This window comes from Saccharospirillum impatiens DSM 12546 (genome assembly GCF_000423605.1).
Lineage (GTDB): Bacteria > Pseudomonadota > Gammaproteobacteria > Pseudomonadales > Natronospirillaceae > Saccharospirillum > Saccharospirillum impatiens.
Genome location: NZ_AUIH01000051.1, coordinates 1 through 20,909 on the forward strand (window position 1 = coordinate 1; position 20,909 = coordinate 20,909).

The 20,909-nt window shown below is 57.8% G+C and carries 24 protein-coding genes and 1 pseudogene; 17 read left to right on the forward strand and 8 right to left on the reverse strand.

The features are described from left to right. From G565_RS0117660 to G565_RS24770, 3 genes and pseudogenes are all read right to left on the reverse strand, one after another. Positions 1-217: pseudogene (locus tag G565_RS0117660) on the reverse strand (IS1380 family transposase); the annotation flags it as partial. Positions 218-303: 86 nt separating this feature from the next. After that, positions 304-1,107, reverse strand: a complete 804-nt coding sequence (locus G565_RS24765; protein WP_051208212.1) for a reverse transcriptase domain-containing protein — start codon at positions 1,105-1,107, stop codon at positions 304-306. 430 nt (positions 1,108-1,537) lie between these two features. Continuing rightward, a complete protein-coding gene (locus G565_RS24770) occupies positions 1,538-4,240 on the reverse strand; it encodes a DUF3427 domain-containing protein (RefSeq protein WP_051208213.1) in 2,703 nt (900 codons plus the stop codon). Between G565_RS24770 and G565_RS27280 the strand changes: the two genes are divergently transcribed. Together G565_RS27280 and G565_RS27030 are read left to right on the forward strand one after the other, a co-directional pair. Then, a complete protein-coding gene (locus G565_RS27280; protein ID WP_037340111.1) occupies positions 4,230-4,442 on the forward strand; it encodes a hypothetical protein in 213 nt (70 codons plus the stop codon). The two genes, G565_RS24770 and G565_RS27280, sit on opposite strands and share 11 nt — an antisense overlap. Before the next feature lie 333 nt (positions 4,443-4,775). Then, the gene (locus tag G565_RS27030; protein WP_169579669.1) at positions 4,776-4,934 is read left to right on the forward strand and encodes a hypothetical protein; all 159 of its coding nucleotides are present in this window, start codon (positions 4,776-4,778) and stop codon (positions 4,932-4,934) included. Here the strand turns inward: G565_RS27030 and G565_RS0117680 are convergent. From G565_RS0117680 to G565_RS0117695, 3 genes are all read right to left on the reverse strand, one after another. After that, positions 4,917-5,549: a Fic/DOC family protein gene (locus G565_RS0117680; RefSeq protein ID WP_028672059.1), complete on the reverse strand. Its 633-nt coding sequence runs from the start codon at positions 5,547-5,549 to the stop codon at positions 4,917-4,919. The genes G565_RS27030 and G565_RS0117680 overlap by 18 nt on opposite strands. A gap of 43 nt (positions 5,550-5,592) precedes the next feature. Beyond that, complete coding sequence (locus G565_RS0117685; RefSeq protein ID WP_028672060.1) at positions 5,593-6,321, reverse strand: phospholipase D-like domain-containing protein; 729 nt, start codon at positions 6,319-6,321, stop codon at positions 5,593-5,595. Between the two features lie 467 nt (positions 6,322-6,788). Continuing rightward, a complete protein-coding gene (locus G565_RS0117695; protein WP_028672061.1) occupies positions 6,789-7,670 on the reverse strand; it encodes a DUF3800 domain-containing protein in 882 nt (293 codons plus the stop codon). A 525-nt stretch (positions 7,671-8,195) separates the two neighbouring features. On the opposite strand from G565_RS0117695, the gene phnF reads away from it, so the two are divergent. The 14 genes from phnF (at position 8,196) to G565_RS0117765 (ending at position 19,921) form a co-directional block, all read left to right on the forward strand. After that, positions 8,196-8,924: a phosphonate metabolism transcriptional regulator PhnF gene (phnF, locus tag G565_RS0117700; RefSeq protein WP_028672062.1), complete on the forward strand. Its 729-nt coding sequence runs from the start codon at positions 8,196-8,198 to the stop codon at positions 8,922-8,924. A gap of 52 nt (positions 8,925-8,976) precedes the next feature. After that, on the forward strand, positions 8,977-9,924 hold the full coding sequence (locus tag G565_RS0117705) for a phosphate/phosphite/phosphonate ABC transporter substrate-binding protein (protein WP_028672063.1): 948 nt from the start codon (positions 8,977-8,979) through the stop codon (positions 9,922-9,924). A gap of 79 nt (positions 9,925-10,003) precedes the next feature. Continuing rightward, positions 10,004-10,825, forward strand: a complete 822-nt coding sequence (gene phnC, locus G565_RS24780; RefSeq protein ID WP_037340114.1) for a phosphonate ABC transporter ATP-binding protein — start codon at positions 10,004-10,006, stop codon at positions 10,823-10,825. Next, the gene (gene phnE / locus G565_RS0117715; protein WP_028672064.1) at positions 10,825-11,850 is read left to right on the forward strand and encodes a phosphonate ABC transporter, permease protein PhnE; all 1,026 of its coding nucleotides are present in this window, start codon (positions 10,825-10,827) and stop codon (positions 11,848-11,850) included. The genes phnC and phnE overlap by 1 nt, the downstream gene beginning before the upstream one ends. A gap of 66 nt (positions 11,851-11,916) precedes the next feature. Then, entirely contained in the window at positions 11,917-12,408 is a 492-nt protein-coding gene (phnG, locus tag G565_RS0117720) for a phosphonate C-P lyase system protein PhnG (RefSeq protein WP_028672065.1), read from the forward strand. Next, on the forward strand, positions 12,401-12,979 hold the full coding sequence (phnH, locus tag G565_RS0117725; RefSeq protein WP_028672066.1) for a phosphonate C-P lyase system protein PhnH: 579 nt from the start codon (positions 12,401-12,403) through the stop codon (positions 12,977-12,979). The genes phnG and phnH overlap by 8 nt, the downstream gene beginning before the upstream one ends. Then, complete coding sequence (locus G565_RS0117730; RefSeq protein ID WP_028672067.1) at positions 12,979-14,130, forward strand: carbon-phosphorus lyase complex subunit PhnI; 1,152 nt, start codon at positions 12,979-12,981, stop codon at positions 14,128-14,130. The genes phnH and G565_RS0117730 overlap by 1 nt, the downstream gene beginning before the upstream one ends. Further along, entirely contained in the window at positions 14,114-15,013 is a 900-nt protein-coding gene (locus G565_RS0117735; protein WP_028672068.1) for an alpha-D-ribose 1-methylphosphonate 5-phosphate C-P-lyase PhnJ, read from the forward strand. Before G565_RS0117730 ends, G565_RS0117735 begins: the two co-directional genes overlap by 17 nt. Continuing rightward, positions 15,010-15,840: an ATP-binding cassette domain-containing protein gene (locus G565_RS0117740; RefSeq protein WP_028672069.1), complete on the forward strand. Its 831-nt coding sequence runs from the start codon at positions 15,010-15,012 to the stop codon at positions 15,838-15,840. The genes G565_RS0117735 and G565_RS0117740 overlap by 4 nt, the downstream gene beginning before the upstream one ends. Before the next feature lie 11 nt (positions 15,841-15,851). Further along, the gene (gene phnL / locus G565_RS0117745) at positions 15,852-16,613 is read left to right on the forward strand and encodes a phosphonate C-P lyase system protein PhnL (protein WP_051208217.1); all 762 of its coding nucleotides are present in this window, start codon (positions 15,852-15,854) and stop codon (positions 16,611-16,613) included. Next, a complete protein-coding gene (locus tag G565_RS0117750) occupies positions 16,610-17,755 on the forward strand; it encodes an alpha-D-ribose 1-methylphosphonate 5-triphosphate diphosphatase (RefSeq protein ID WP_028672071.1) in 1,146 nt (381 codons plus the stop codon). Before phnL ends, G565_RS0117750 begins: the two co-directional genes overlap by 4 nt. After that, positions 17,740-18,309 (forward strand): phosphonate metabolism protein/1,5-bisphosphokinase (PRPP-forming) PhnN, encoded by a 570-nt coding sequence (phnN, locus tag G565_RS0117755; protein ID WP_028672072.1) that lies wholly within the window; start codon positions 17,740-17,742, stop codon positions 18,307-18,309. Before G565_RS0117750 ends, phnN begins: the two co-directional genes overlap by 16 nt. Then, on the forward strand, positions 18,300-19,073 hold the full coding sequence (phnP, locus tag G565_RS0117760) for a phosphonate metabolism protein PhnP (RefSeq protein WP_028672073.1): 774 nt from the start codon (positions 18,300-18,302) through the stop codon (positions 19,071-19,073). Before phnN ends, phnP begins: the two co-directional genes overlap by 10 nt. A gap of 14 nt (positions 19,074-19,087) precedes the next feature. Next, positions 19,088-19,921, forward strand: a complete 834-nt coding sequence (locus G565_RS0117765) for an EamA family transporter (RefSeq protein ID WP_211227216.1) — start codon at positions 19,088-19,090, stop codon at positions 19,919-19,921. A 48-nt stretch (positions 19,922-19,969) separates the two neighbouring features. Here G565_RS0117765 and G565_RS0117770 read toward each other — a convergent pair whose 3' ends face one another. Both G565_RS0117770 and G565_RS0117775 read right to left on the reverse strand, forming a co-directional pair. Continuing rightward, positions 19,970-20,344, reverse strand: coding sequence for a hypothetical protein (locus G565_RS0117770; protein ID WP_028672075.1), 375 nt, complete (start codon positions 20,342-20,344; stop codon positions 19,970-19,972). Further along, positions 20,316-20,543, reverse strand: coding sequence for a helix-turn-helix domain-containing protein (locus G565_RS0117775; RefSeq protein ID WP_342662981.1), 228 nt, complete (start codon positions 20,541-20,543; stop codon positions 20,316-20,318). The genes G565_RS0117770 and G565_RS0117775 overlap by 29 nt, the downstream gene beginning before the upstream one ends. 186 nt (positions 20,544-20,729) lie before the next feature. Between G565_RS0117775 and G565_RS26485 the strand changes: the two genes are divergently transcribed. Continuing rightward, a partial coding sequence (locus tag G565_RS26485) for a transposase (protein WP_028672077.1) occupies positions 20,730-20,909 on the forward strand: 180 nt, incomplete at its 3' end.

Here is a 20,909-nt window from a genome sequence, read left to right on the forward strand (position 1 = left end):
CGATCGTATTGATCGCTTCAAAATCATTTTTACCAATACATAGCATCGCTAGATAACTTTTGATCACATCCGAATGTTTTATGCCGTGGCGCAATGGAACCAGTGCGTCAATTTGCTGTGTAAGATAGGTGTGTCGATTTACGGCTTGACCAATCAGTGCTAAGCCACTGTGACTGATGATATCTGCATCGGATTGTACGATTTTGAAACGCTTCATTTACTCACTCAGTAGGTGATCTATTTGAGGGGACTATTTTAGCAAAATTCGGCGCAAATAGAGGGCTATAGGCCGTTTTTTTATTATTAACCTACGGATTCAGGTTTATCACTAACATAAAAGTGCAGTAAAGTCTCGATTATGCTTTTGTATTTTGAGTCTATTGTTATTCTTCCGTTGGGCATAATAACTAAACCCAGTATTTTCACCTTATTGCCTAATTGAGTTATACGCGTTTTATTTGGGTTTAGCAGAAAGTCCGGAGAAGCATACTCAATCAATATCGCCTGAACTACGTCCTTTAATTCAGAGAGCACCTCATAGCTTTCCCCAGAAACAATAATGTCATCAGCGTAGCGTGTATAGGTCAATGCACGCTCATCACAATATTTTTTTAACGAAGAATCAAATTCATAAAGGAAGGCGTTGCTCAATTGAGGAGATGTCGGAAAACCAACTGGCACTACCCCGTCAAAGGTCGTCAACCGAGTTACTAATTCAATGTAATTTCCGAAATCAGATATTGGAATTAGATGCCTATCCCTATTTAGGATGCTCCGCACATCATTGGTCTTAATGTTGAAATAGAAATCCTGAATATCGGTAATAAAGAAATACTTATTAAATGCATGCGCTTGTACGGCGGTTAAAGTACTTTTCCCTTTAACAAACGAATGTACAACGCCTTCATTTTTCGCTAAATACCTTAAGATCACTTTATCAATAAACTTCAGGTATCGCTTAAGGCTTTTAGGTGCGGGGTATATTTGCCTTCCGTTGATAGTAAACGGCTTGACTTCGCCTTCCAGTTTAAACTCACAGAAGGTAGAAAATTCACTCTCACTATGAAAGATTGCGTTGAATGCTTGTTGAAAACTTCGGTCGCTCACACAATCTCCTTCGTATTATTCAACATTGTCAGAGCAGGAGCAGTTTAGAAACTTTGCTAGCTTTTTGAAAGCTATTAATCGAGAGTCTTACCTGAGACCTAGGACAACTTAAATATCTTGTGTGAACTGCTAGCGGGATTCTTTGGAGGCCTACCCTCTCTTTCGAGTTTCAACCACACTGCCCTTCGAAAGAAGGGCAGTATATGGAAGAAATCACCTTCCAGGCAGGTAGTGACCAGCTTTTGACCGGAGATACCCCTAGTCACTGGTCAAAACAATATATTCTCTTGATACGAATGTGTCAAACAAGGCCTCCAATCGACTGCCAATGTATACATTTCAAACTACTACTGCGCTTTTAGTTTGCTCTTGCTCCACGTGTAACAGGAACTTAATCTTGAAAACTCCGTCTAGCAGGTTTCAAAACTTGTTAAGCCGCCCTAAGAACACTAAACCCCTCAAACAACCGCTCAGGCAAGGCAAATTCCAGCCCCAACGTAATACTCATCGGCTTCCCACCCTGACTACTCAACACCTGCGCCGGCCCAAGAGCCCTATATGGCGCGCCCTTCTGCGTCCTCACAAACAACTGAAACTGCCAACCATTGGTCTTCTGCTCCAGATACCGCTTGCCCGCCTCTGTGCTGGGCCCCGCTGAGTTCTGCGTCTGCCAGTGGAAGCGATCCCGACTGATGGCGTAGTCGTGGTAGGCCACGCCTTCATGGCGGGCTTCGCTTTTATCGAGGGTGATGAAGATCAGTTCGGTTTTCTCGTCGTGCAGTCGTAATACGCCTTCCCGGAATTCGGGTCGGCTGTCTTCGGTCCAGCGGCCTACGGCGGTCAGGATTTCCCGTAGTTGGTAGGCGGCGTGCAGCCGCAGTGGCGTCTGCTCCAGGCCCGGTAAGTGTTTGAAGGTGTGGTAATGCCGGGTTTGCTGCACCTCGGCCAGGGCTTTGAGTTCCTGGCGGGTATGGGGCTCGCTCGCTAGGCGCTTCAGGAAGCTTTCTGCCGTGCCGGTCGCCTTGGTGTTGCTGTCGATCTGGTAGGCAAGCATTTGCAGGCGCAGGCGTTCCTGGTCGCTGGTTATGCGGTAGTTGGCGGGGTCTTCCGCGATTTGGGTCAGCAGTTCCCATTGGGCTGGGTCGTCCTGGTGCAGTAAGGCGGCGAAGCGTTTGCTGAAGTAGGCTTCTTCAGTGCTGCCAGTGCCGGTGATGAGCCCGGCGGCGCGCAGCAGATTGGTCCAGCCGCTGTTGGTGTTGGTGCTGTGAGAGCGGTAGATGTCTTCCAGTTCCAGGTCGTGGTCTGTCAGGAAGGCGTTCAGGCTCACCTGGTTGCTGCCTTTCAGTGCGGCATAGCGGGCGAGTTCGGTTTGCAGGCGTCGCCAGTTTTGGTTTATGGCCTGTTTCAGGCTGCGCAGTATGTGTTCGCGGGCGGTTTTGTGCAGTTGCAGGTGGCAGCCGCTGGGCAGTCTGGCGAAGCCGTGTTCGACGGAATCGGCAATCTCCCGGCGTGAGAGGCCGGTGATGCTGCTGTACAGGGTGTCGAACCGGAAGCCATCCTGATACTGGCCCACAAAATCGAGCACCAGACAGCTTTCCTTGCCCTCATACAACCGCAAGCCGCGGCCGATCTGTTGCTGGAAGACGGTGGCGCTTTGGGTGGGGCGCAGCAGCAACAGGGTGTCGACGAAGGGTAAGTCGATGCCTTCGTTGTAGAGGTCGACGGTGACAATGACGTTGATCTCGCCGTTTTGCAGTTGGCGCGGGGCGGCGTTGCGGTCGTCTCTGTTGGTATTGCCGGTCACCAGCCGGGCGCGAATGCCGGCCTGGTTGAATTGCTCGGTCATGAACTCGGCATGCGCAACAGAAACACAGAACGCCAGGGCTTTGCACTGGCTAGTGTCCGCCACCAGATTGCGCCAGTTGTTGATGATGGTGCGGGCGCGCATCTGGTTGCCGGTCAGCAGGTTGCTGAGCTGTTGCTGTTCCAGTTGCGGCTGGCCCCAACTGACTTGGCGGTAATCTTCACCGTCGTCGCAGCCATAGTATTCGAACGGGGCGAGGAGCTGCAGGTCGAGTGCGTGCCACAGGCGCAGTTGGGCGGCGGGTGTGCCGTCGGGCCGGTTGTGGAAGTGGCGCAGGATGTTTTTGCCATCTTGGCGTTCCGGGGTGGCGGTCAGGCCCAGTAAAACGGCGGGCTCTACCGCGGTCACGAACTGCTCGAACCCTTTGGCTTCGATGTGGTGGCATTCGTCGATCACCACCACTTGCCAGTAGTCGGCGCCCAGTTGCGCCAGTAAGGCGCGGCTCTGGAGACTTTGAATAGTAGCGAACAGGTGGTTGTGTTGCTCGGGGTCGTGGTGGCCGGTCAGCAGGTCACCGAAGTTCGGGTCGTGCAGTACCTGGCGGTAGGTGTGCCGGGCCTGCTTCAGAATCTCTTCCCGGTGCGCGACAAACAACAACCGGGGCTGCCCGCCCTGTTGCCGGGCAATGCGCCGGTAGTCGAACGCGGCCATCACCGTTTTACCGGTGCCGGTGGCGGCCACCAGCAGGTTGCGGGTGCGGTCGTGCGCGCGTTCGTTGTCCAGTTGTTCAAGAATGTCGGTCTGAAACGGCTTGGGCACCAGGTCGAAGAAGGTCGGCAGGCCAATGGGGGCGTCGTACTGGGTCGACTCCCGTTTCAGGGCGCTGCGCAGGGCGGCCTGGTGCTCGCTGTTGTTGGGGTCGTAGGGTTGGAATTCGGTGTCGAGCCATAGGGTTTCAAAATGCGCCTTGGCCCGGCTGAACAGATCGGGCTGGCCATGCTGGGTGAACTTCACCGTCCATTCCAGCCCGCCCATCAGGGCAGCACCAGAGAAGTTGGCGCTGCCCACGTAGGCCGAGCCAAAACCGGTATCCCGTTCGAACAACCAGGCCTTGGCGTGCAGCCGGGTGCGCCGACCATCCAGCGAGACCCGCACTTCGCAGTTCGGTAACTCGGCCAACTGGTTCAGGGCTTTCTGATCGGTCGCGCCGGTGTAAGTGGTGGTGAGCACGCGCACACTGGCCTGGCTTCGGCCCTGTCCATCGGTCGCGGTAATGGCCTTCAGGCGGTCGAGCAGCTTGCGCACGCCGGATACGGTGATGAAGCTCACCAGAATATCGACATGGTTGCAGCTGTTCAGCTCGGCCTGCAGTTCGTGCAGCAGCGCCGGGGAATCTTTGCCTGCGGTGAACCGCGCGCAGAGCTTTTGGTGGGGAACTGATGGTGTCGGCGGTTACCGGGGGTTGTTGCAGGGAGGCAAGCAGTTGGTTAACCCAGGCGACTTGCTCGGCAGCTTTGCTGTTCGATTTTGAGGCTTTGATGCCGTTCAGGCTTTGCACCAGGCGTTCAGCTAATGCCGTTGCCAGGCGCTCCGGCAGGTTGGCTTCGCTGATTTTTTCGAAGGTGGCTTCCAGCAGAGATTCGGCCACTTGCTGGTGAAGGTCATCGGTTGCCAGTAGGTCGTAGAGGCCCTGGTAAAGCTCATCCATGTTGGAGATTCCCGGTTACAGCTTTGACCAGGTTCGCATGGTTTGGGTGGGGATGCCAGTGGGTCTTGCTTGGTGAGCTGGGCCCAGAGCGATTGAGCGCGCCAGTGTGTTTATCGACATCAAGTGCTATAATTTTAAACAATTAGGGGGTATATCATGTCCAATCGCCAGACCACCAAAAAGGTCAAAAAAGCCAGCATATACCGTTCGGTGGCCAGTTCGAGTGCCATTGAGACCGGCGAGGCTGTTGATGCAATTGAACGCAAACTTAAAGCCAAAAACGGTAAGTACGCTCATTTACTCCTGGCTGACTGAGTATCCTGAGTACAGGATGTCGTGAACGAGCCTGATCATGTGCTGGTTGTCGCCTGCCACTGATGCCTGAATAGCTTTGAAATAGAATTCCTTATGTTGATCCCACAAGGTGTAGTCCAAAGGCCCAAAACCGGCCTTTGTTGCCATTGTGTCCATTAGTAGCCTGGATAACCGTCCGTTCCCTTCGCGAAACGGATGTATCAAAATAAACTCCACATGGCTATCCGCGAGGTACTCTATTAATTCGCTCTCCTGGTACGCGGTCAATTCACTGAATCGTCCCAAATAACACCGTTCAAACGTCGATACTTGTGCCTCCAGGTATGGTGCGGCCGCAAACGTAAAACCATCCTTTGACATGTTGACTGTTCGTAGCTCTCCCGCCCAATCATATATCGGTTTAAGCCACTTGCGGTGCCATGACTTAATAAGCTCGAAGTCCAGTGTTGCCAATGAAAATTCTGGCTCAAAGATATGTTGGTATAGCTTGAGCAGCAAAGCATACTCAGCTTCAGCCATATCTTCTTCACGGTTAATCTGAAGCCGGTTCTTCAAAACTTTTATGTTTGATCCCGGCTCGAAATCACCTTCAGTCGTGTTAATTGAGTATTTCATGGGCTTTTAGTAGCTATCAACATGAACGGTACTTTACGAGTACTTAAACGGTAAACCAACAGCTGAAGTAACCTTTCTGCTTGTGTATTTTCGTTGGGACAGGCCTCAGCCAGGCTTTGGCGTGCAGCCGGGTGCGCCGACCACCTAGCGAGACCCGCACTTCGCAGTTCGGTAACCCGGCCAACTGGTTCAGGGCTTTCTGGTCGGTCGCGCCGGTGTAGGTGGTGGTGAGCACGCGCACAGTGGCCTGGCTTCGGCCCTGGCCATCGGTCGCGGTAATGGCCTTCAGGCGGTCGAGCAGCTTACGCACACCGGATACGGTGATGAAGCTCACCAGAATATCGACATGGTTGCAGCTGTTCAGCTCGGCTTGCAGTTCGTGCAACAGCGCCGGGGAATCTTTGCCTGCAGTGAACAGCCAGGGCTGGGCCAGGCCAATGGCCGGGAGTTCGGGTTTTAGCCTCCTGGGGTGGACCGCGCGCAGAGCCTGGGGTGGGGAGATGATGGTGTTGCCGGGTATTGGGGGTTGCTGCAGGGAGGCGAGCAGCTGGTTAACCCAGGCCAGTTGCTCTTCAGCTTTCTTACTGGTTTTTGTGGCTCTGATGCCATTCAGGCTCTGCACCAGTCGCTCGGCCAAGGCCGTTGCCAGGCGCTCCGGCAGGTTCGCTTCGCTGATCTTCTCGAAGGTGGCTTCCAGCAGGGATTCGTCCACTTGCTGGTGAAGGTCATCGGTTGCCAGTAGGTCGTAGACGCCCTGGTAAAGCTCATCCATGTTGGAGATTCCCGGTTACAGCTATAACCAGGTTCGCATGGTTTGGGTGGGGATGCCAGTGGGTGAGGATGTTTGGGCCGCTTGGCCAACCGCTGGCGTAGTTCGTACATCTCAGCCGCGACGGTGGCGTCGAAAAACGCGCGGGCGTTTTGGTCGTAGTATTGGGTGGATGTCATTGCGTCGGGGTGCCTTTACTGCAAGGCTGTTGGGTTGCCTTACCTGGTTATGCTTGAACCAGCCAGATTAGGCGTGACAATGGGCGTCGGGGATGGCCTAACTTCCAATGGTTGCAACCTCCGGTGGGTAAGTGGTCTGGTGTGATGAAGTTGAAACAGGAGTGGAACGGTTTAAAGGGCAGCACGATAAAGTCCTATTCAACGAAGGAGGTTGACAACAAACGGCTATCCAGCCAAAATCTTTCGCAAATGGATTGGGCAATCCCGGTCGGCGTCTAAACCTCGGTGGTTTCACCGGGGTTTTTCGCTTTTTGGAGGCGGGAAAATTTTCATTCCAACGCCCTCGTAGCCACTCCCTACCGCTTCACGCCCGCCATCGCAGTAGAATTTTCGCTTCAGAATATCAAAAGCCCGGTTAGACTGATGCGGCCTAAGGGTGCTCAAACCGATGGGCCGTGCCACAAGATCCGCCAACTGCAGGCCCGAAGACATAACACGCTTGTCGGCAGCCAGTATTTCGAACGGGAATGGAATACCCAGACGGTTGTTACCATCGCAGATGCGCCGAAACTCAAGCTCCAGTTCCTTGTCTTCCTTGTCTCCCCGACACTCAAATACGACATGGGTTTTCTTTGCGCTCTCGCTTTTTCCCGTCAAAAATTCATGTAACGTTTCCATGCAATAGCCAAGAGCAATGTGATACGCGTTATCGGCAGTGTTCAGGCGTTTTAAGTCGCGTTTGTCGATGGTTGTGCTGATGAGGATGAAGTTACTGAAATCGATAATCTGCGTAAGCTCATCCATAAATTCAGCCTGGTGGGCTTTGCTTTTAAAGATATTGAATTTACCCGTCCGACGCCGAATTTCGTTTTCGTGAAGAACAACTTGGTCGTGCCCAAAGTGGTTAAACTTGAACTTCTCTAACGCAGGAACAATAACCTCACTGTAGTGCCTTTTGTGGAAGACGCAGAAGGCCAATACAAATACCGGATATTGCTGGTCGATGCTCTGTAAGCTGTGGTCACCGCTTTCGTCAACGTACACTATGTACTTGCTGTACTCCGACTCATCCCGTTGGGAAAAAGGCTGGTGCCTTTCCATTTTTTGCAGGTTTTCCGCGTCAAACTCGAACAGAGGTAACTGTCCGGTTGCGATCGGAGGGCTTTTAGCCATAAACGCGACTCCTTCCTTTGCTGCCGATAGTCAATGAGCCATCAAAGCCCTTCAACATCCTTGCCATGCTCCGCCATTTGCTACCTGCACTCTTCAGAATCCGGTATGGATCGTTCACAAAAAAAATTTATTGGTTTAAGCATAGCGGCGTCGTGCTTCAGTAAAAACGGAAAGGCACTGGCAAGTCAATCGCCAGGCTGTTCATGTTGCTCCCGATCACAACTCATGGGGCTATGTCGCCCGCAACACACAGGATTTCAAAATGCGCCTTGGACCGGGGTGAACAAATCGGGCTGTCCATGCTGGGTGAACTTCACCGTCCATTCCAGCCCGCCCATCAGGGCAGCACCGGAGAAGTTGGCGCTGCCCACATAGGCTGAGCCGAAACCGGTATCCCGCTCGAACAGCCAGGCTTTGGCGTGCAGCCGGGTGCGCCGACTGACACTCAGTCTTCATGGAACCATCACGGCACTGTCACAAACAGCCCTTAGGATCTCAGGCAACTTAACTTGTCTAGACATGCCTATGAGCCTCTACAACCTGCAACGCGAAACCGGCCACGCACTCTACCGCCAAATTGCCCAGCACCTGGAGCGTGATGTTCTGAACCATTACGCGCCCGGGGACATGCTGCCTTCGGAGGGCGAAATGGCCGACCGCTTTGGCGTGAACCGTCATACCCTCAGGCGAGCGATTGATGTCCTGGTCGCCGACGGCCTGCTGGAGCGACAACACGGCCGGGGCGTATTCGTCATCAATAACCAGATCGACTACCCCCTGAGTTCCGACACCCGGTTTACTGAAAATCTGACAGCCATGGGAGCGGCAACCGGCGGGCGTGTGGTGCGCAAACAAGTGCTGCCAGCCAGTGAGCGGGTGGCGGAGCGTCTGGCCATTGCGGTGGGTTCACCGGTGATCTGGATTGAAAGTCTGCGGACAGTGGATGGCACACCATTCTGCGTTATATCGCATTTCCTGCCAGAAGGACGTTTTCCAGCAGTGCGAGACGAATACGAGGGCGGGTCCCTGCACGGATTTCTGGCTGAGCACTACGGCTGCTCGCTCAAGCGTGTACAGAGCCTGGTAACGACGATGCTCCCGCAGGGTGATGATGCAGGGCTTCTGGCGATGCCCAGAACCCAGCCCGTGCTGCGGGTAAAGAGTACCAACGTGCATGAGCAGGATCTGACCCCGCTCGAGTACGTGATTACCCGGTTTCGCGCAGACCGGATCCAACTGTGCATCAAACCATGACTGTCTGCTAACGGTCGAATACCTGAACACAAACCCCACGGGAGCTCACATAATGTATCCGAAACTGCACACACTTCTCAAATACTCAGTGTCCGTAATAACCGCCATTGTTATGCTCGGCTCAAGTCCTGCCATTGCCGCTGCCAACGACGGCTCCAGCGACCGGCCTCTGCGGGTCGTTCTGATTCCCGCCGACGGGGGCACCGAAGACGGCACCCGCAAAGACTTCGAGCCCATTTTCAATGCCGTATCGGAAGCCACCGGCCTACACTTCGAGCTGCAGGTCGGCCAGAGCTACGGCGCCGTGGTTGAAGCCATGTGCAACGGGTCTGCCGACATCGCCTGGTTCGGCCCGGTCAGCTACTTGCAGGCCCATGAACGAGGCTGTGCCAATCTGCTGGCTATGGCGGTCAGCGAGGGCCGATCGGTTTACTACTCCGGCATCTTTGCCCGTAACGACAGCGGCATCGAAAGCATGGCCGACATCCGAAACAAGAGAATCGCCCTGGGTGATATCAACTCCACGTCCAGCTTCAATATTCCGGTTGCGATGATGCTTCGCGCTGGCATTGATCCCGCCAGCGACACCGCCAGCGTCAACATGGCAGGCAGCCACGCCAACGTACTGTCCGCCCTGTCCCAGGGACTGGTGGATGTCGGTGGCGCCTCTTTCGATTCCTACGAAAAAGCCCTGAATGCCGGTGCCATTGACGGCAGTGAAATCACCGTAGTGGCTAAAAGTGCCCCCCTGCCTTATCCGCCACTGTCCATCCAGCCTGACGTGAGTGCCGACATCAAAGCCCGGCTTCAGGAAGCCTTCAACACCGTTCACACCATGTCCAGCATCAAGCCGGAGCAGATACGAGGCTATGGCGGCAAGCGCGTTGACCGGTACACCAGCGACGTCAGTGAAGAAACCATGGCGGAAGTCGGTGACATGCTGAACGCCGTCAACCGCGACGTTAAACAGTCCATTCTTGCCGCCAGCAACAGGCGCTGAGCTAACCGGGGTCTGCCTGCCTTCTAAAGACGTTCAAGCGTTGGGAAAGAGGCGCAGGCATTCAACAGGAGAAACGATTATGAGCCAGGCACCACAATCCATGGTAAAGCTCAGCGCCATCAACAAAACCTGGGCAGACGGCACCCGCGCACTGAACAGCGTTGACCTGGAGGTGCCGGAGGGGCAGTTCTGCGTCATCCTTGGGCCATCCGGCGCTGGCAAGTCCACCTTGCTTCGGGCCGTCAACGGCCTGGTTCGGCCAACGGGCGGAGCGGTCCATGTCGACGGCGTCGAACTGACCCCAGCCAACGAGCGCGACATCCGTAAAAGCGTCGCAATGATTCACCAGCATTTCAACCTGGCAACCCGTGCCTCGGTGGCAGCTAACGTTCTGTCGGGGGCGCTTCCGGATGTCTCCCTGGCCCGCGCCCTGTGCGGTTGGTTTTACCCGCAGCAACGGGAAAAAGCCTGCCACTATCTGGAGCGCGTCGGGCTGAAACCCGAACACCTGCATCGCCGTGCCGGTGAACTGTCCGGGGGCCAGCAGCAGCGGGTGGGCATCGCCCGTGCCTTCATGCTGGACCCGAAGGTTGTGCTGGCAGACGAACCCGTCGCCAGCCTGGACCCGCAGATATCCCGGGATATTCTTACCCTGCTTAAAGACGCCGCCCGCGAACTGAACGCCACGGTTGTCTGCAGCCTTCACCAGGTGGATCTGGCCCGGGAATTCGGTGACCGGATCGTGGGTATGCGAAGCGGAGAGATTGTTTTTGACGGCGCACCGGAAGAGTTTGACGACCAGCGCCTGGGCAGGCTTTACCAGAACGCCGACTGGGGCGATGGCGAGCCCGACACCTTCCGGGAAGACACTCCGGAACTCGAAGCCGCCGGAGGTATGTGATGAATACTCGTCCCATTCCCGTACCGCCCGAGGGCGCACGACTGCAGTGGCATCTTGATCAGCCATTCCGCCTGAAGCACCTGGTCATCGCGATCCTGATCTTCGCGTTGCTGATACTGACCGGGCACCGCACCGAGATGGACCGGATGGTGATCATGACCACCCAGGCCGTTGGCAACCTGGTGGGCCTGAACGACGAGTCCCAGGTGGTTCGCGGCCTGAGCAAGGTGGCCGACTCCATGTGGCCGCCGCAATTGGCCACGTCGGAGGACATCGGACGGATGAACGATTTCAATCCTGACGACCTACCCTGGTTCGCCCGCGTGGAAACCCGGGAAACCACCACCCAGCGCATTAACGAGGAAACTCTCCAGCTCGAAAGCGCTACTGAAATCACAGAAGTACTCTACGACCCGACGGGTTATGTGAAAACCGTGTTTGCCAAGATGATCGAGACCCTGGAAATCGCCCTCTGGGGCACCATTCTGGCGGTCAGCCTGTCGATTCCCCTGGCGTGGTTTGCCGCCAGCAACTATTCCCCCAACCGGGTCACCTACACCCTGGCACGGGGCTTTATCAGCCTTCTGCGCTCGGTGCCGGAACTGATCGTGGCGCTGTTTCTGGTGCTGGCTTACGGCTTTGGCCCCATCGCCGGGGTGCTGGCCCTGGGCCTGCATGCGGCCGGTTTTCTGGGCAAGTTCTACGCCGAAGACATCGAGAACGCCGACAAGCAGCCACAGGAGGCGCTGGAAGCCATTGGCGCGGGCAAGATCAAAACCGTGCTCTATGCGGTGATGCCCCAGGTATTGCCCCAGTACGTGGCCTACACCGCCTACATCCTCGACCGCAACCTGCGCATGGCAACGGTGGTGGGGCTGGTGGGTGCCGGTGGTATCGGCCAGGAACTAAAAGGCCGCTTCGACATGTACGACTACGGCCATGTGATGACCATCCTGATCGCCATTTTCCTGTTCGTGTTCGTGCTGGATCAGCTTTCGGCCCGCATTCGCGCCCGGATGATCTGACCGCGCGCCGGATCAACGATCACCCGACATGTATAGATATCCGAACAACAAGGAGTAACCGCGACCATGACCCACCCTACACGCTCAGTAGACTGGCCGCCCGCCCGCAGCCAGTGGCTTCGCTACTGGTCGGCCCTGCCTGCCGAGCAGGCCGAGGCCCTGGCCGCCAACATTGCCGGGCAATGCACCGTGAAAGACCTGACCCTGCCCCAGCGCGGGCTCGGCCTGCTGAAACTGCCGGACTCGGCCCTGAACGACCTGTATTTCCTGGGAGAAGTACCGGTCAGCCACGCCCATGTGGCAGTGGTCACTGATGATGGCCGTCGCTCCGAGGGCGGCGCCCGCCTTCTGGACGACCGGCAGTCACTGGCATGGGCCCTGGCGGTTCTGGACGCCACCCTGGCCGCCCGGTTACCCCACCATGAGCAGGCACTCGACCTGCTCAGAACAGGCATGGCAAAAGTTCAGGAAACCGAACGCGAACGTCACGCCTTGCTGGCCGCAACCCGCGTGGACTTTTCCCTGCTGGGCGATGGAAGTGAGGACGACAATGAATAGACCCGATACAACCGAACAACACGACAGTGTGTGGAGCCCGCTATACCAGCAGCGAGGATTTCGCGCGTTGATGACGGCCTTCTCTTTTCCCGGCCGCCGCCAACAACTGCCAGGCTGCAGTGATGCCGCCGGCCCCATCTGCATCGCCGCTATTCTGTGCGACAAAGAAGTCACCCTGGCGGACCCGGAACAACTGATTCCGTCGGCGGATATCCTGCGCCTGGGCATCGGTGAGGCCGACACCGGGCAAGCCAGTTTCATTATCGCCGACGGCAGCCAGCCACCGGCCTTTGAGCCCACCATCGGCACCCTGAGCGAGCCGGAGCGAGGCGCCACCGTCATTGTCCGCGTTGCCAGCCTGGCCGACAGTTCCGATTTCCCCCTGATTTGCCGGGGACCGGGCATTGACGGCCAACAAACGCTGGCGGTCCGGGGCCTGAATAGCGACTGGCTGCAGGCCAGGACCCACTGGAACCGGAACTTTCCCATGGGCGTTGACCTGATTCTGGTGGACGACACTCAGGTGGTGGCCATTCCCCGCACCACGCACATCAGCGGAGGAGCCAACTAATGGGCTACGTTGCAATCAAGGGCGGCGAAAAAGCCATAGACGGCGCCGCCGATGCCCTGGAAGCGCTGCGCGGTGGCGGGCAACCTTCAGGCCCGGACCCACTGTCGCTCGATGCCATTGAGCACCAGCTGCGCCTGCTGACCTCGCGAATCATGTCCGAGGGCGGCCTGTACCACCCGAAACTGGCGGCACTGGCCATCAAACAGATGCAGGGTGATACCCTGGAAGCCGGTTTCGCGCTGAGAGCCTATCGCTCCACCCGGCCCAGGCTGCTGGAGACCCCGCCCCAGGACACTGGGCAGATGCGGCTTATCCGTCGTATTTCCAGTGCCTTCAAGGATATTCCCGGCGGCCAGATGCTGGGGCCAACCCACGATTACGCCCTGCGACTGATGCGCTTTGAACTGGCGGAAGAGTCTCCGGAACCTTTCCGGAAAATGGCTGCACAGTTCCTGCAGAACGCCCCAACGGACACACTGCCGGACAGCTTTCCGAAGGTTCTGGACGCGCTGCGCAAGGAAGGCCTGCTGCCGCCCAAACCGGCGCACCGGAACCCGGCCTTCGACATCACCCGGGACCCGCTGATTTTCCCGGTCAGCCGGTCCGCCGCGCTGGCCACCATGGCCCGGGCAGAAACCGGCTCCATGCTGGCCATTGCTTACTCCAACATGCGCGGTTACGGCGACGTCCATCCCACCGTCGCAGAGCTACGGGTGGGCTATCTGCCGGTAATGCTGCCCCACCCGGTGACCGGTGAACTGACCGAAGCCGGTGAAGTGCTGATGACCGAATGCGAAGTCATTGCCATGTACGAACCCGACGACACCGACACCGGCAAAGACGCCGCACCGGAATTTACCCTGGGCTACGGCGCCTGCTTTGGCCACAACGAGACCAAGGCCATCAGCATGGCCATTCTGGACCGCGCCCTGCAGAAGGGCATGCACGACGGCCCGGCCAACGCATCGGAAGACCCGGAGTTTGTATTGATGCACATAGACGGTGTCGACTCCATGGGCTTTGCCAACCACTACAAAATGCCCCACTACGTGACCTTCCAGTCCGATATGGACCGGCTGCGCGCCACCCGCAGCAAACACCAGGAACGCGGTCAGGACCAGCAGGAGGTCAGCCATGAATCCGAACTATAAACTGCCCGCTGCCCAGGACAGCTACAGCTTTGGCTTTCTGGATGAATTCGCCAAGCGGGAAATCCGCCGGGTGATCCTGAAGGCCATCAGCATTCCCGGCTACCAGACCCCTTACGCCTCACGGGAAATGCCCATGGGCCGTGGTTTCGGTACTGGCGGCTTGCAGCTGACCCTGGCCATGATCGGGCCGGACGACACCCTCAAGGTGATCGACCAGGGCTCCGACGACTCGGTCAACGCCGTCAACCTGCGCAAATTTGCAGAGCTGACCTGCCCCGGCGTGTCCACCACCGAGAGCACCGCCGATGCCAGCCTGATCCAGACCCGCCACCGGGTGCCGGAGACAGCCCTGCGGGAAGACCAGGTTCTCAACCTGCAGGTGCCCTACCCCGATCCGCTGGTCATCGTGGAGCCGTCGGAAGCCAGGCGCAAGGTCATGCACGGCGAAGGGGATTACGCCCGTCTGCTGACCAAACTTTACGAGGACCTGGTTCAGTTCGACGAGATCACCATTTCCCACCGTTACCCAACCCGGGTCAACGGCCATTACGTGATCGATCCGAGCCCTATCCCCCGTTACGACGTGCCGCGCCTGCACCAGGCCAAAGCGCTGATGCTGTTTGGCGCCGGCCGGGAAAAGAAAATCTACGCGGTGCCACCCTATACCGACGCAGAACCCCTGGTGTTTGACGACATTCCCTTCCGCACCGAGAACTTCCACACCGCAGACGGCAAGCGACGCCCCTGTGCCCGTTGCGGAGCCACCGACAGCTTTCTGGATGAGCTTAATCTGGAAACAGGAGGCAAGGCCTGGCAATGCTCGGACACCGATTACTGCAACCGGCAATTGGCCGCGGCCAATGACCGGGAGGTCACTCCATGAAACCGATTCTTGAAGTACAGGGCCTGACCCGTATCCACGGCACCGAATGCCCGTCCTGTCTGGACATGACCGGCCCGGAGCACAACACCAACGTCTGCCCCGCCTGCGGCTCGATCGTGGCGGCGGCCAACGTAAGCTTCAGCCTGCAGCCCGGGGAGATTCTGGGCATCATGGGGGAGTCCGGCAGCGGCAAATCCACGGTAGTGAAAACCCTCTATTTCGATCAGGCACCCACCCGGGGAAAGGCCTGCTTCCGGGATGACACCCGGACCCACGACCTGTTTGAACTGAACAGCGCCGAGCAACGCTGGCTGCGCAATCACCGCTTCGGCATGGTGTACCAGAACCCGAACCTGGGCCTGAATTTCAGCATTTCCGCCGGGGGCAACATCGCCGAGCGCCTGCTGATGAACGACCTCAACCACTATGGCGATATCCGCCGCCGGGCGAGCGAACTGCTGACCCGCACCGACGTAATGGTAGGGCGCATGGACGAGTCGCCCCGGCAATTTTCCGGCGGCATGCAGCAGCGGGTGCAGATCGCCAAGGCACTGGCCACGCGTCCGCCCCTGCTGTTTCTGGATGAAGTCACCACCGGGCTGGACCTGTCGGTTCAGGCCCGGATTCTGGATCTGATTCTGGAAATTCAGCACGAACTGGACACCGCCATGATTGTGGTTACCCACGATCTGGGCGTTATCCGCCTGCTGGCCAGCCGCACCCTGGTGATGAAGCACGGCCGGGTGATCGAATCCGGGCTGACCGACCAGATTCTGGAAGACCCCCAGCACGCTTACACCCAGCAACTGGTGGCATCCACACTGTGAGGCATGACGATATGACACCCATCCTTGAAACTCCCTTCCTGGAAACTCCTATCCTTCAAATAACAGGGCTGGCCAAACAGTTCAGCCTGCACGAACAGAACGAAACGGTTCCCTCCTGTTCGGAGGTTGCGCTGACCGCCTTTCCCGGACAACTGACAGCGCTGACCGGGCCCACCGGGGCCGGTAAGTCCTCGGTGCTGAAGTGCATCTACCGCACCTACCTGCCAAGCGCCGGCCGCATGGATTTCCATAAGGCGAACGGCACTGTCGTCGATCTGGCCCGCATCAGCGAACAGGACATGCTGCAGCTGCGCCGCACCGAACTGGGCTTCGTTACCCAGTTCCTGCACTGTATTCCGCGCCGCCCTGCAGAAGAAGTAGTAGCGGAGCCGCTGATCCTCCGTGGCCTTACCCTCAGCGAGGCCGTTGAACAAGCCCGGGATCTTTTGACCCGACTGAACGTACCCGAGCGCCTGTGGCGCTTGCCCCCCGCGACATTCTCCGGAGGCGAAAAACAACGGGTGAACCTGGCCCGTGGCCTGATAGCACAACCCCGCCTGCTGTTGCTGGACGAGCCCACCGCCAGCCTTGATAAAACCACCACGGCCCGGGTTATTGAGCTGATCCGAGCGTTCAAACAGGCTGGTGTGGCCATGGTTGCGATATTCCATGACCCGGAACTGGTCGCCGCCCTGGCGGATGTTGAGTATCGCCTGGCGCCACCACAAAGCCTGCCACAACCAACCCCCGCTCTGGAGACCGCCTCATCATGAAATCCCAACTGCTGACCAACGCCCGGCTGGTATTGGAAGACACCGTCGAGCAGGCCGACCTGCTGATCGAAAACGGCGCAATTTCCGCCATCAACCCCACCACCACCGGTGATTCGGAACGAGTGGACCTTCAGGGCTGCCTGCTGGCTCCCGGCCTGATCGATCTGCACTGCGATGCCCTGGAAAAAGAGGCCGAGCCCCGGCCCGGGGTTCACTTCCCCTTCGAGTTTGCCTCGGCCCTGGCCGACAAACGCAACGCCGTCGCGGGGATCACCACGGTTTACCACGCCCTGTCTTTTGCCAATCATGAACTGGGTGTTCGCAACAATACGGTGGCGGCGGATCTGGCCCGGGCCATGGCGCGCCATCAGGCGTCCGCCATGGTGGATAACCGCATCCATGCCCGCTACGAAGTCACCGACGAAACCGCCCCGGAAATTCTGAATGGCCTGCTGGCCGAGGGCGCCCTGCAGATGCTGTCATTTATGGATCACAGCCCCGGCCAGGGCCAGTTCCGGGATGTGGAAGCCTATCGGAACTATCTGGCCAAAACCTACAAGACCACGTCCGACGATGTGGACGCCATTCTGGACCACAAGCGTGCGGCCGCCCGGGGTGCCATGGCGCGTATGGAAGGGCTGGCAGAGCAGGCCCGCCAATACGGGGTTCCACTGGCCAGCCATGATGACGACAGCCCGGAAAAAGTCGCTGTGCTGAAGGGACTGGGCGCGCGGATTTCGGAATTCCCCATCAACCTGGAAACCGCCATCGCCGCCAGAGAAAGCGGTTTGTCTACACTGTTCGGCGCGCCCAACATCCTGCGCAATGCCTCCCAATCCGGCAATATGAGAGCCATCGAAGCGATAAAGGAGCAGGTTGCGGATTGCCTGTGCGGGGATTATTCCCCCGCGGCACTGTTACCTGCAGTGCTGCATCTGGTGGATACCGGCCAGCTTTCCCTGCCCGAGGCCTTTGCCCTGGTTACCCGCAACCCCGCCAGAGCCGCAGGCCTTGACGACCGCGGCGTGATTGCCCCCGGCAAACGGGCGGACCTCATTGCCATTACCGGCTCCGGACCGCTGGCACAGGCAAGCCATGTCTGGTCCCAGGGGAAGGAGGTGCTGCGATGGCGAACGCATTGATCTATATTATCGGCCCTTCCGGGAGTGGCAAAGACACCCTTATCGACCTGGCCCGAGAGCAACTTGGCCAGCAACCGGGCGTCTGTTTTGCCCACCGCTACATCACCCGGCCCGCCTCCGCCGGGGGTGAAAACCACCTGGCCCTGACCAGGGAAGAATTCCTGGCACGCCAGAACGCCGGTCTGTTTGCTCTGAGCTGGTACAGCCACGACTGCCACTACGGCATCGGCATTGAGATCAATCAATGGCTGGCAATGGGCCTGACGGTAGTGGTCAACGGCTCCCGGGGCTACCTGGAAACCGCGCTGCGCCACTACCCGGAACTGCGCCCGGTGCTGGTCGACGTCGCCCCGGACATTCTCCGGGAACGTCTGGCCCGGCGGGGTCGTGAAACCGAAGCGGGCATAGAACGGCGGCTTTCCCGAAACAGCAGCTTCGACCTGGAAGCCGGTAAAGGCTGTTTCCGGGTGGACAACAACCAGTCCCCGGACCTGGCCTGTCAGCAACTGCTGTCCATCATCAATCAACATCGGAGGAAAGGAGCTTGCGCCTGACCTTTCTCGGAACCGGCGGCGCCGGAGGCGTTCCACGCTTCGGCTGCGACTGCGCCGCCTGTCAGCGGGCAAGAACCAACCCGCAGCATGTTCGCCGCCCCTGTTCGGCACTGATCGAAGACAACAACCACAAGATACTGCTGGATGCGGGCCTGATGGACCTGCACGAACGCTTCCAGCCGGGGGAGCTGTCCGCCATTGTGCTGACCCACTATCACGCTGATCATGTTCAGGGGCTGCTTCACTTGCGCTGGGGCAAGGGCGACCCCATTCCGGTATACGCGCCGCCGGACCCGGAAGGCTTCGCCGACCTGTTCAAACACCCCGGCATTCTGGATATCCGCAGCCTGGCCGCCTTTGAAACCCTGGAACTGGGAGATTTCAACCTAACCCCTCTTCTGCTGAACCATTCAAAGCTCACCTTCGGCTATGCCATTGCCCATCGGGGCGGCGACCGGTTTGCTTACCTGACCGACACTGTCGGGCTGCCCCGGGAATCGGAAGATTTTCTCCGCCAGTGGGGCGCACACGAGATTGCCGTGGATTGCAGCCATCCACCCGCCGACGAACCACCCCAGAACCATAACGATCTTCTGGCGGCACTCAATATGATTCAGAACAGCGGGGCAAAGCGGGGCTGGCTGACCCATCTGAGCCACACCACCGACCGCTGGCTGATGGACAACCCCGATTCGCTGCCCGCCTCGGTTGCACCGGCCATGGACGGGCAGGTCGTCGACCTTGCCGGCAACTTCCCGCTGTGATGCTCGGTGCAACAATGGCACTGACGGCATCGGTGCTGATGCATGTACTGTGGAACCTGATTGCACGCCATCAGCCAAGTGCTGCCTGGCCGCTCTGGTGGGCACTGCTGGCGCACCTTGTGCTGTCCGCGCCCTGGGGGTTTTACTCGCTCTGGCAGGCGGATGTCTGGTCGACCACCTTTTTGGGGCTGATGGCAATTTCCGCCTGCGCCAACGCCTGTTACTTCTTCGGCCTGTGGAAAGCCTACTGCTATGCGCCGGTGGCGATGGTCTACCCACTGGTGCGCAGCTCGCCGATACTGATTGCCCTCTGGTGGCTGATACTGACCGGTGAATCCCCCAGCCTGACCGGCTGGCTGGGCATTCTTATCAGCGTGGCCGGGCTGGGCCTGCTGGCGAGCGGCAAACCGGGCGATGGCGAGCGGGCGGCCATTCCCTGGGCGATTCTGGCCATGTTTTCCACCAGCATCTATTCCATTTCGGACAAGCTGGCGACAGTTCACCTGCCAGGGTTCGCTGCCATCATCGGATTTATATCCGTAGGCTACGGTGCCGCCTTCATTGTGCTAACCCTGGCTCTGCGCCAGCAGACCGGCCGCTGGACACCACCGCAACGGTTGCCGTTGCCCATCACCGTCATCGGTGGGCTCTGCGTAGGCCTGGCCTATGCCCTGGTGATCCACGCCATGCGCTTTCTGCCCTCGGCGGAGGTGGTGGCCTATTCCAATACCGGCATCGTGCTTGCCACCCTGGCCTCCCTGTATTTGTTCGGTGAAAAGACGCGGGCCGGGCGGCGACTTTGTGGCGCGGCGATTATTTGTGTCGGACTATTGCTACTCGCGCTTTGAGAAGCAGTTGGACAGATGAGCCACTTACTGCCCCGGAGTTAGTGTCAGCTACCTGGTGTGGTTTTTTTGAAGCATCTTCACAGCAGCGTCATTTACCGGTGCGCGGATCACGTTGATGTCGTCCTCTGCATACCAGTGAGCTACCAACAGCTCGAGCCCTTCAACATTAACGATGTATCGGGTGCCTTCGGGTTCAGTTGTCAACCGAGTATTGACTCGGACCTGGGCTGGGCCCGTCAATTGCAACCAGAGCGCGTCGTCCTCTACCGCCCAATCGTTAATGTCTTCGATTGAAAGATTAATCTGTACTTCTTTGGGTAGGCTATCTGCCCAGGAAAATGCACTGAGCATCAGTATCAGGCCATATACTGCAAGAAATCGAATGCCTCGATTGTTAAAGCGTAAAACCATGATGCTGGCCATCTGGTAGCTCAATGTCGAGCCGAACCTTGCCGCCACCCGCCTCTACGTAACGCTTCAGACTGGAAAGTTTCAGGCCTTTCCCGGCTTTCTCCATGCCGGCAATCGTTGGTTGTTTCACACCCAGCGCTTCGGCCATTTCGTTCTGAGTTTTTTCCATAAGCGCACGTATTTCACTCAGGCGGATGTTAAGCAGAATCACATCTGCTTTATCTCTGGCTTTGGCAACCACTTCCGGCTTTTCGGCTTCCAGAATTTGTTCCAGTGTTCTAGCCCGGATATTTCACCAAACTGGGTATTCGGATAGCAAAACGGCTTTGGGAAGTTGATAATAAGGTTGCGACACCATTTATTTTCAACCACCAAAGCCGTAACGGAATGCTACCACATGACTTTGTCCCTTTCTCCTCTAAAACGCCGTAAGGTTGAAGTCGACTTTACCGGTGGTGATCTAACGTCAGACGCCGGACTGGTGCTCTTTCGCGAAGTCGACAAAAAGCTCGGCCTGTCACGCCAACTGGATAAGGTCTTGGACGATCCTCGTTGTACCGGGCGGGTTCTGCACCCC

Bases quoted from the DNA above. Each gene is read 5' to 3' on its own strand.
- G565_RS27280 (WP_037340111.1), top strand. From the start codon at position 4,230: ATGAAGCTCACCAGAATATCGACATGGTTGCAGCTGTTCAGCTCGGCC.
- G565_RS27030 (WP_169579669.1), top strand. From the start codon at position 4,776: ATGTCCAATCGCCAGACCACCAAAAAGGTCAAAAAAGCCAGCATATAC.
- G565_RS0117680 (WP_028672059.1), bottom strand. From the start codon at position 5,549: ATGAAATACTCAATTAACACGACTGAAGGTGATTTCGAGCCGGGATCA.
- G565_RS0117685 (WP_028672060.1), bottom strand. From the start codon at position 6,321: ATGGATGAGCTTTACCAGGGCGTCTACGACCTACTGGCAACCGATGAC.
- G565_RS0117695 (WP_028672061.1), bottom strand. From the start codon at position 7,670: ATGGCTAAAAGCCCTCCGATCGCAACCGGACAGTTACCTCTGTTCGAG.
- phnF (WP_028672062.1), top strand. From the start codon at position 8,196: ATGAGCCTCTACAACCTGCAACGCGAAACCGGCCACGCACTCTACCGC.
- G565_RS0117705 (WP_028672063.1), top strand. From the start codon at position 8,977: ATGTATCCGAAACTGCACACACTTCTCAAATACTCAGTGTCCGTAATA.
- phnC (WP_037340114.1), top strand. From the start codon at position 10,004: ATGAGCCAGGCACCACAATCCATGGTAAAGCTCAGCGCCATCAACAAA.
- phnE (WP_028672064.1), top strand. From the start codon at position 10,825: ATGAATACTCGTCCCATTCCCGTACCGCCCGAGGGCGCACGACTGCAG.
- phnG (WP_028672065.1), top strand. From the start codon at position 11,917: ATGACCCACCCTACACGCTCAGTAGACTGGCCGCCCGCCCGCAGCCAG.
- phnH (WP_028672066.1), top strand. From the start codon at position 12,401: ATGAATAGACCCGATACAACCGAACAACACGACAGTGTGTGGAGCCCG.
- G565_RS0117730 (WP_028672067.1), top strand. From the start codon at position 12,979: ATGGGCTACGTTGCAATCAAGGGCGGCGAAAAAGCCATAGACGGCGCC.
- G565_RS0117735 (WP_028672068.1), top strand. From the start codon at position 14,114: ATGAATCCGAACTATAAACTGCCCGCTGCCCAGGACAGCTACAGCTTT.
- G565_RS0117740 (WP_028672069.1), top strand. From the start codon at position 15,010: ATGAAACCGATTCTTGAAGTACAGGGCCTGACCCGTATCCACGGCACC.
- phnL (WP_051208217.1), top strand. From the start codon at position 15,852: ATGACACCCATCCTTGAAACTCCCTTCCTGGAAACTCCTATCCTTCAA.
- G565_RS0117750 (WP_028672071.1), top strand. From the start codon at position 16,610: ATGAAATCCCAACTGCTGACCAACGCCCGGCTGGTATTGGAAGACACC.
- phnN (WP_028672072.1), top strand. From the start codon at position 17,740: ATGGCGAACGCATTGATCTATATTATCGGCCCTTCCGGGAGTGGCAAA.
- G565_RS0117765 (WP_211227216.1), top strand. From the start codon at position 19,088: ATGGCACTGACGGCATCGGTGCTGATGCATGTACTGTGGAACCTGATT.
- G565_RS0117770 (WP_028672075.1), bottom strand. From the start codon at position 20,344: ATGGCCAGCATCATGGTTTTACGCTTTAACAATCGAGGCATTCGATTT.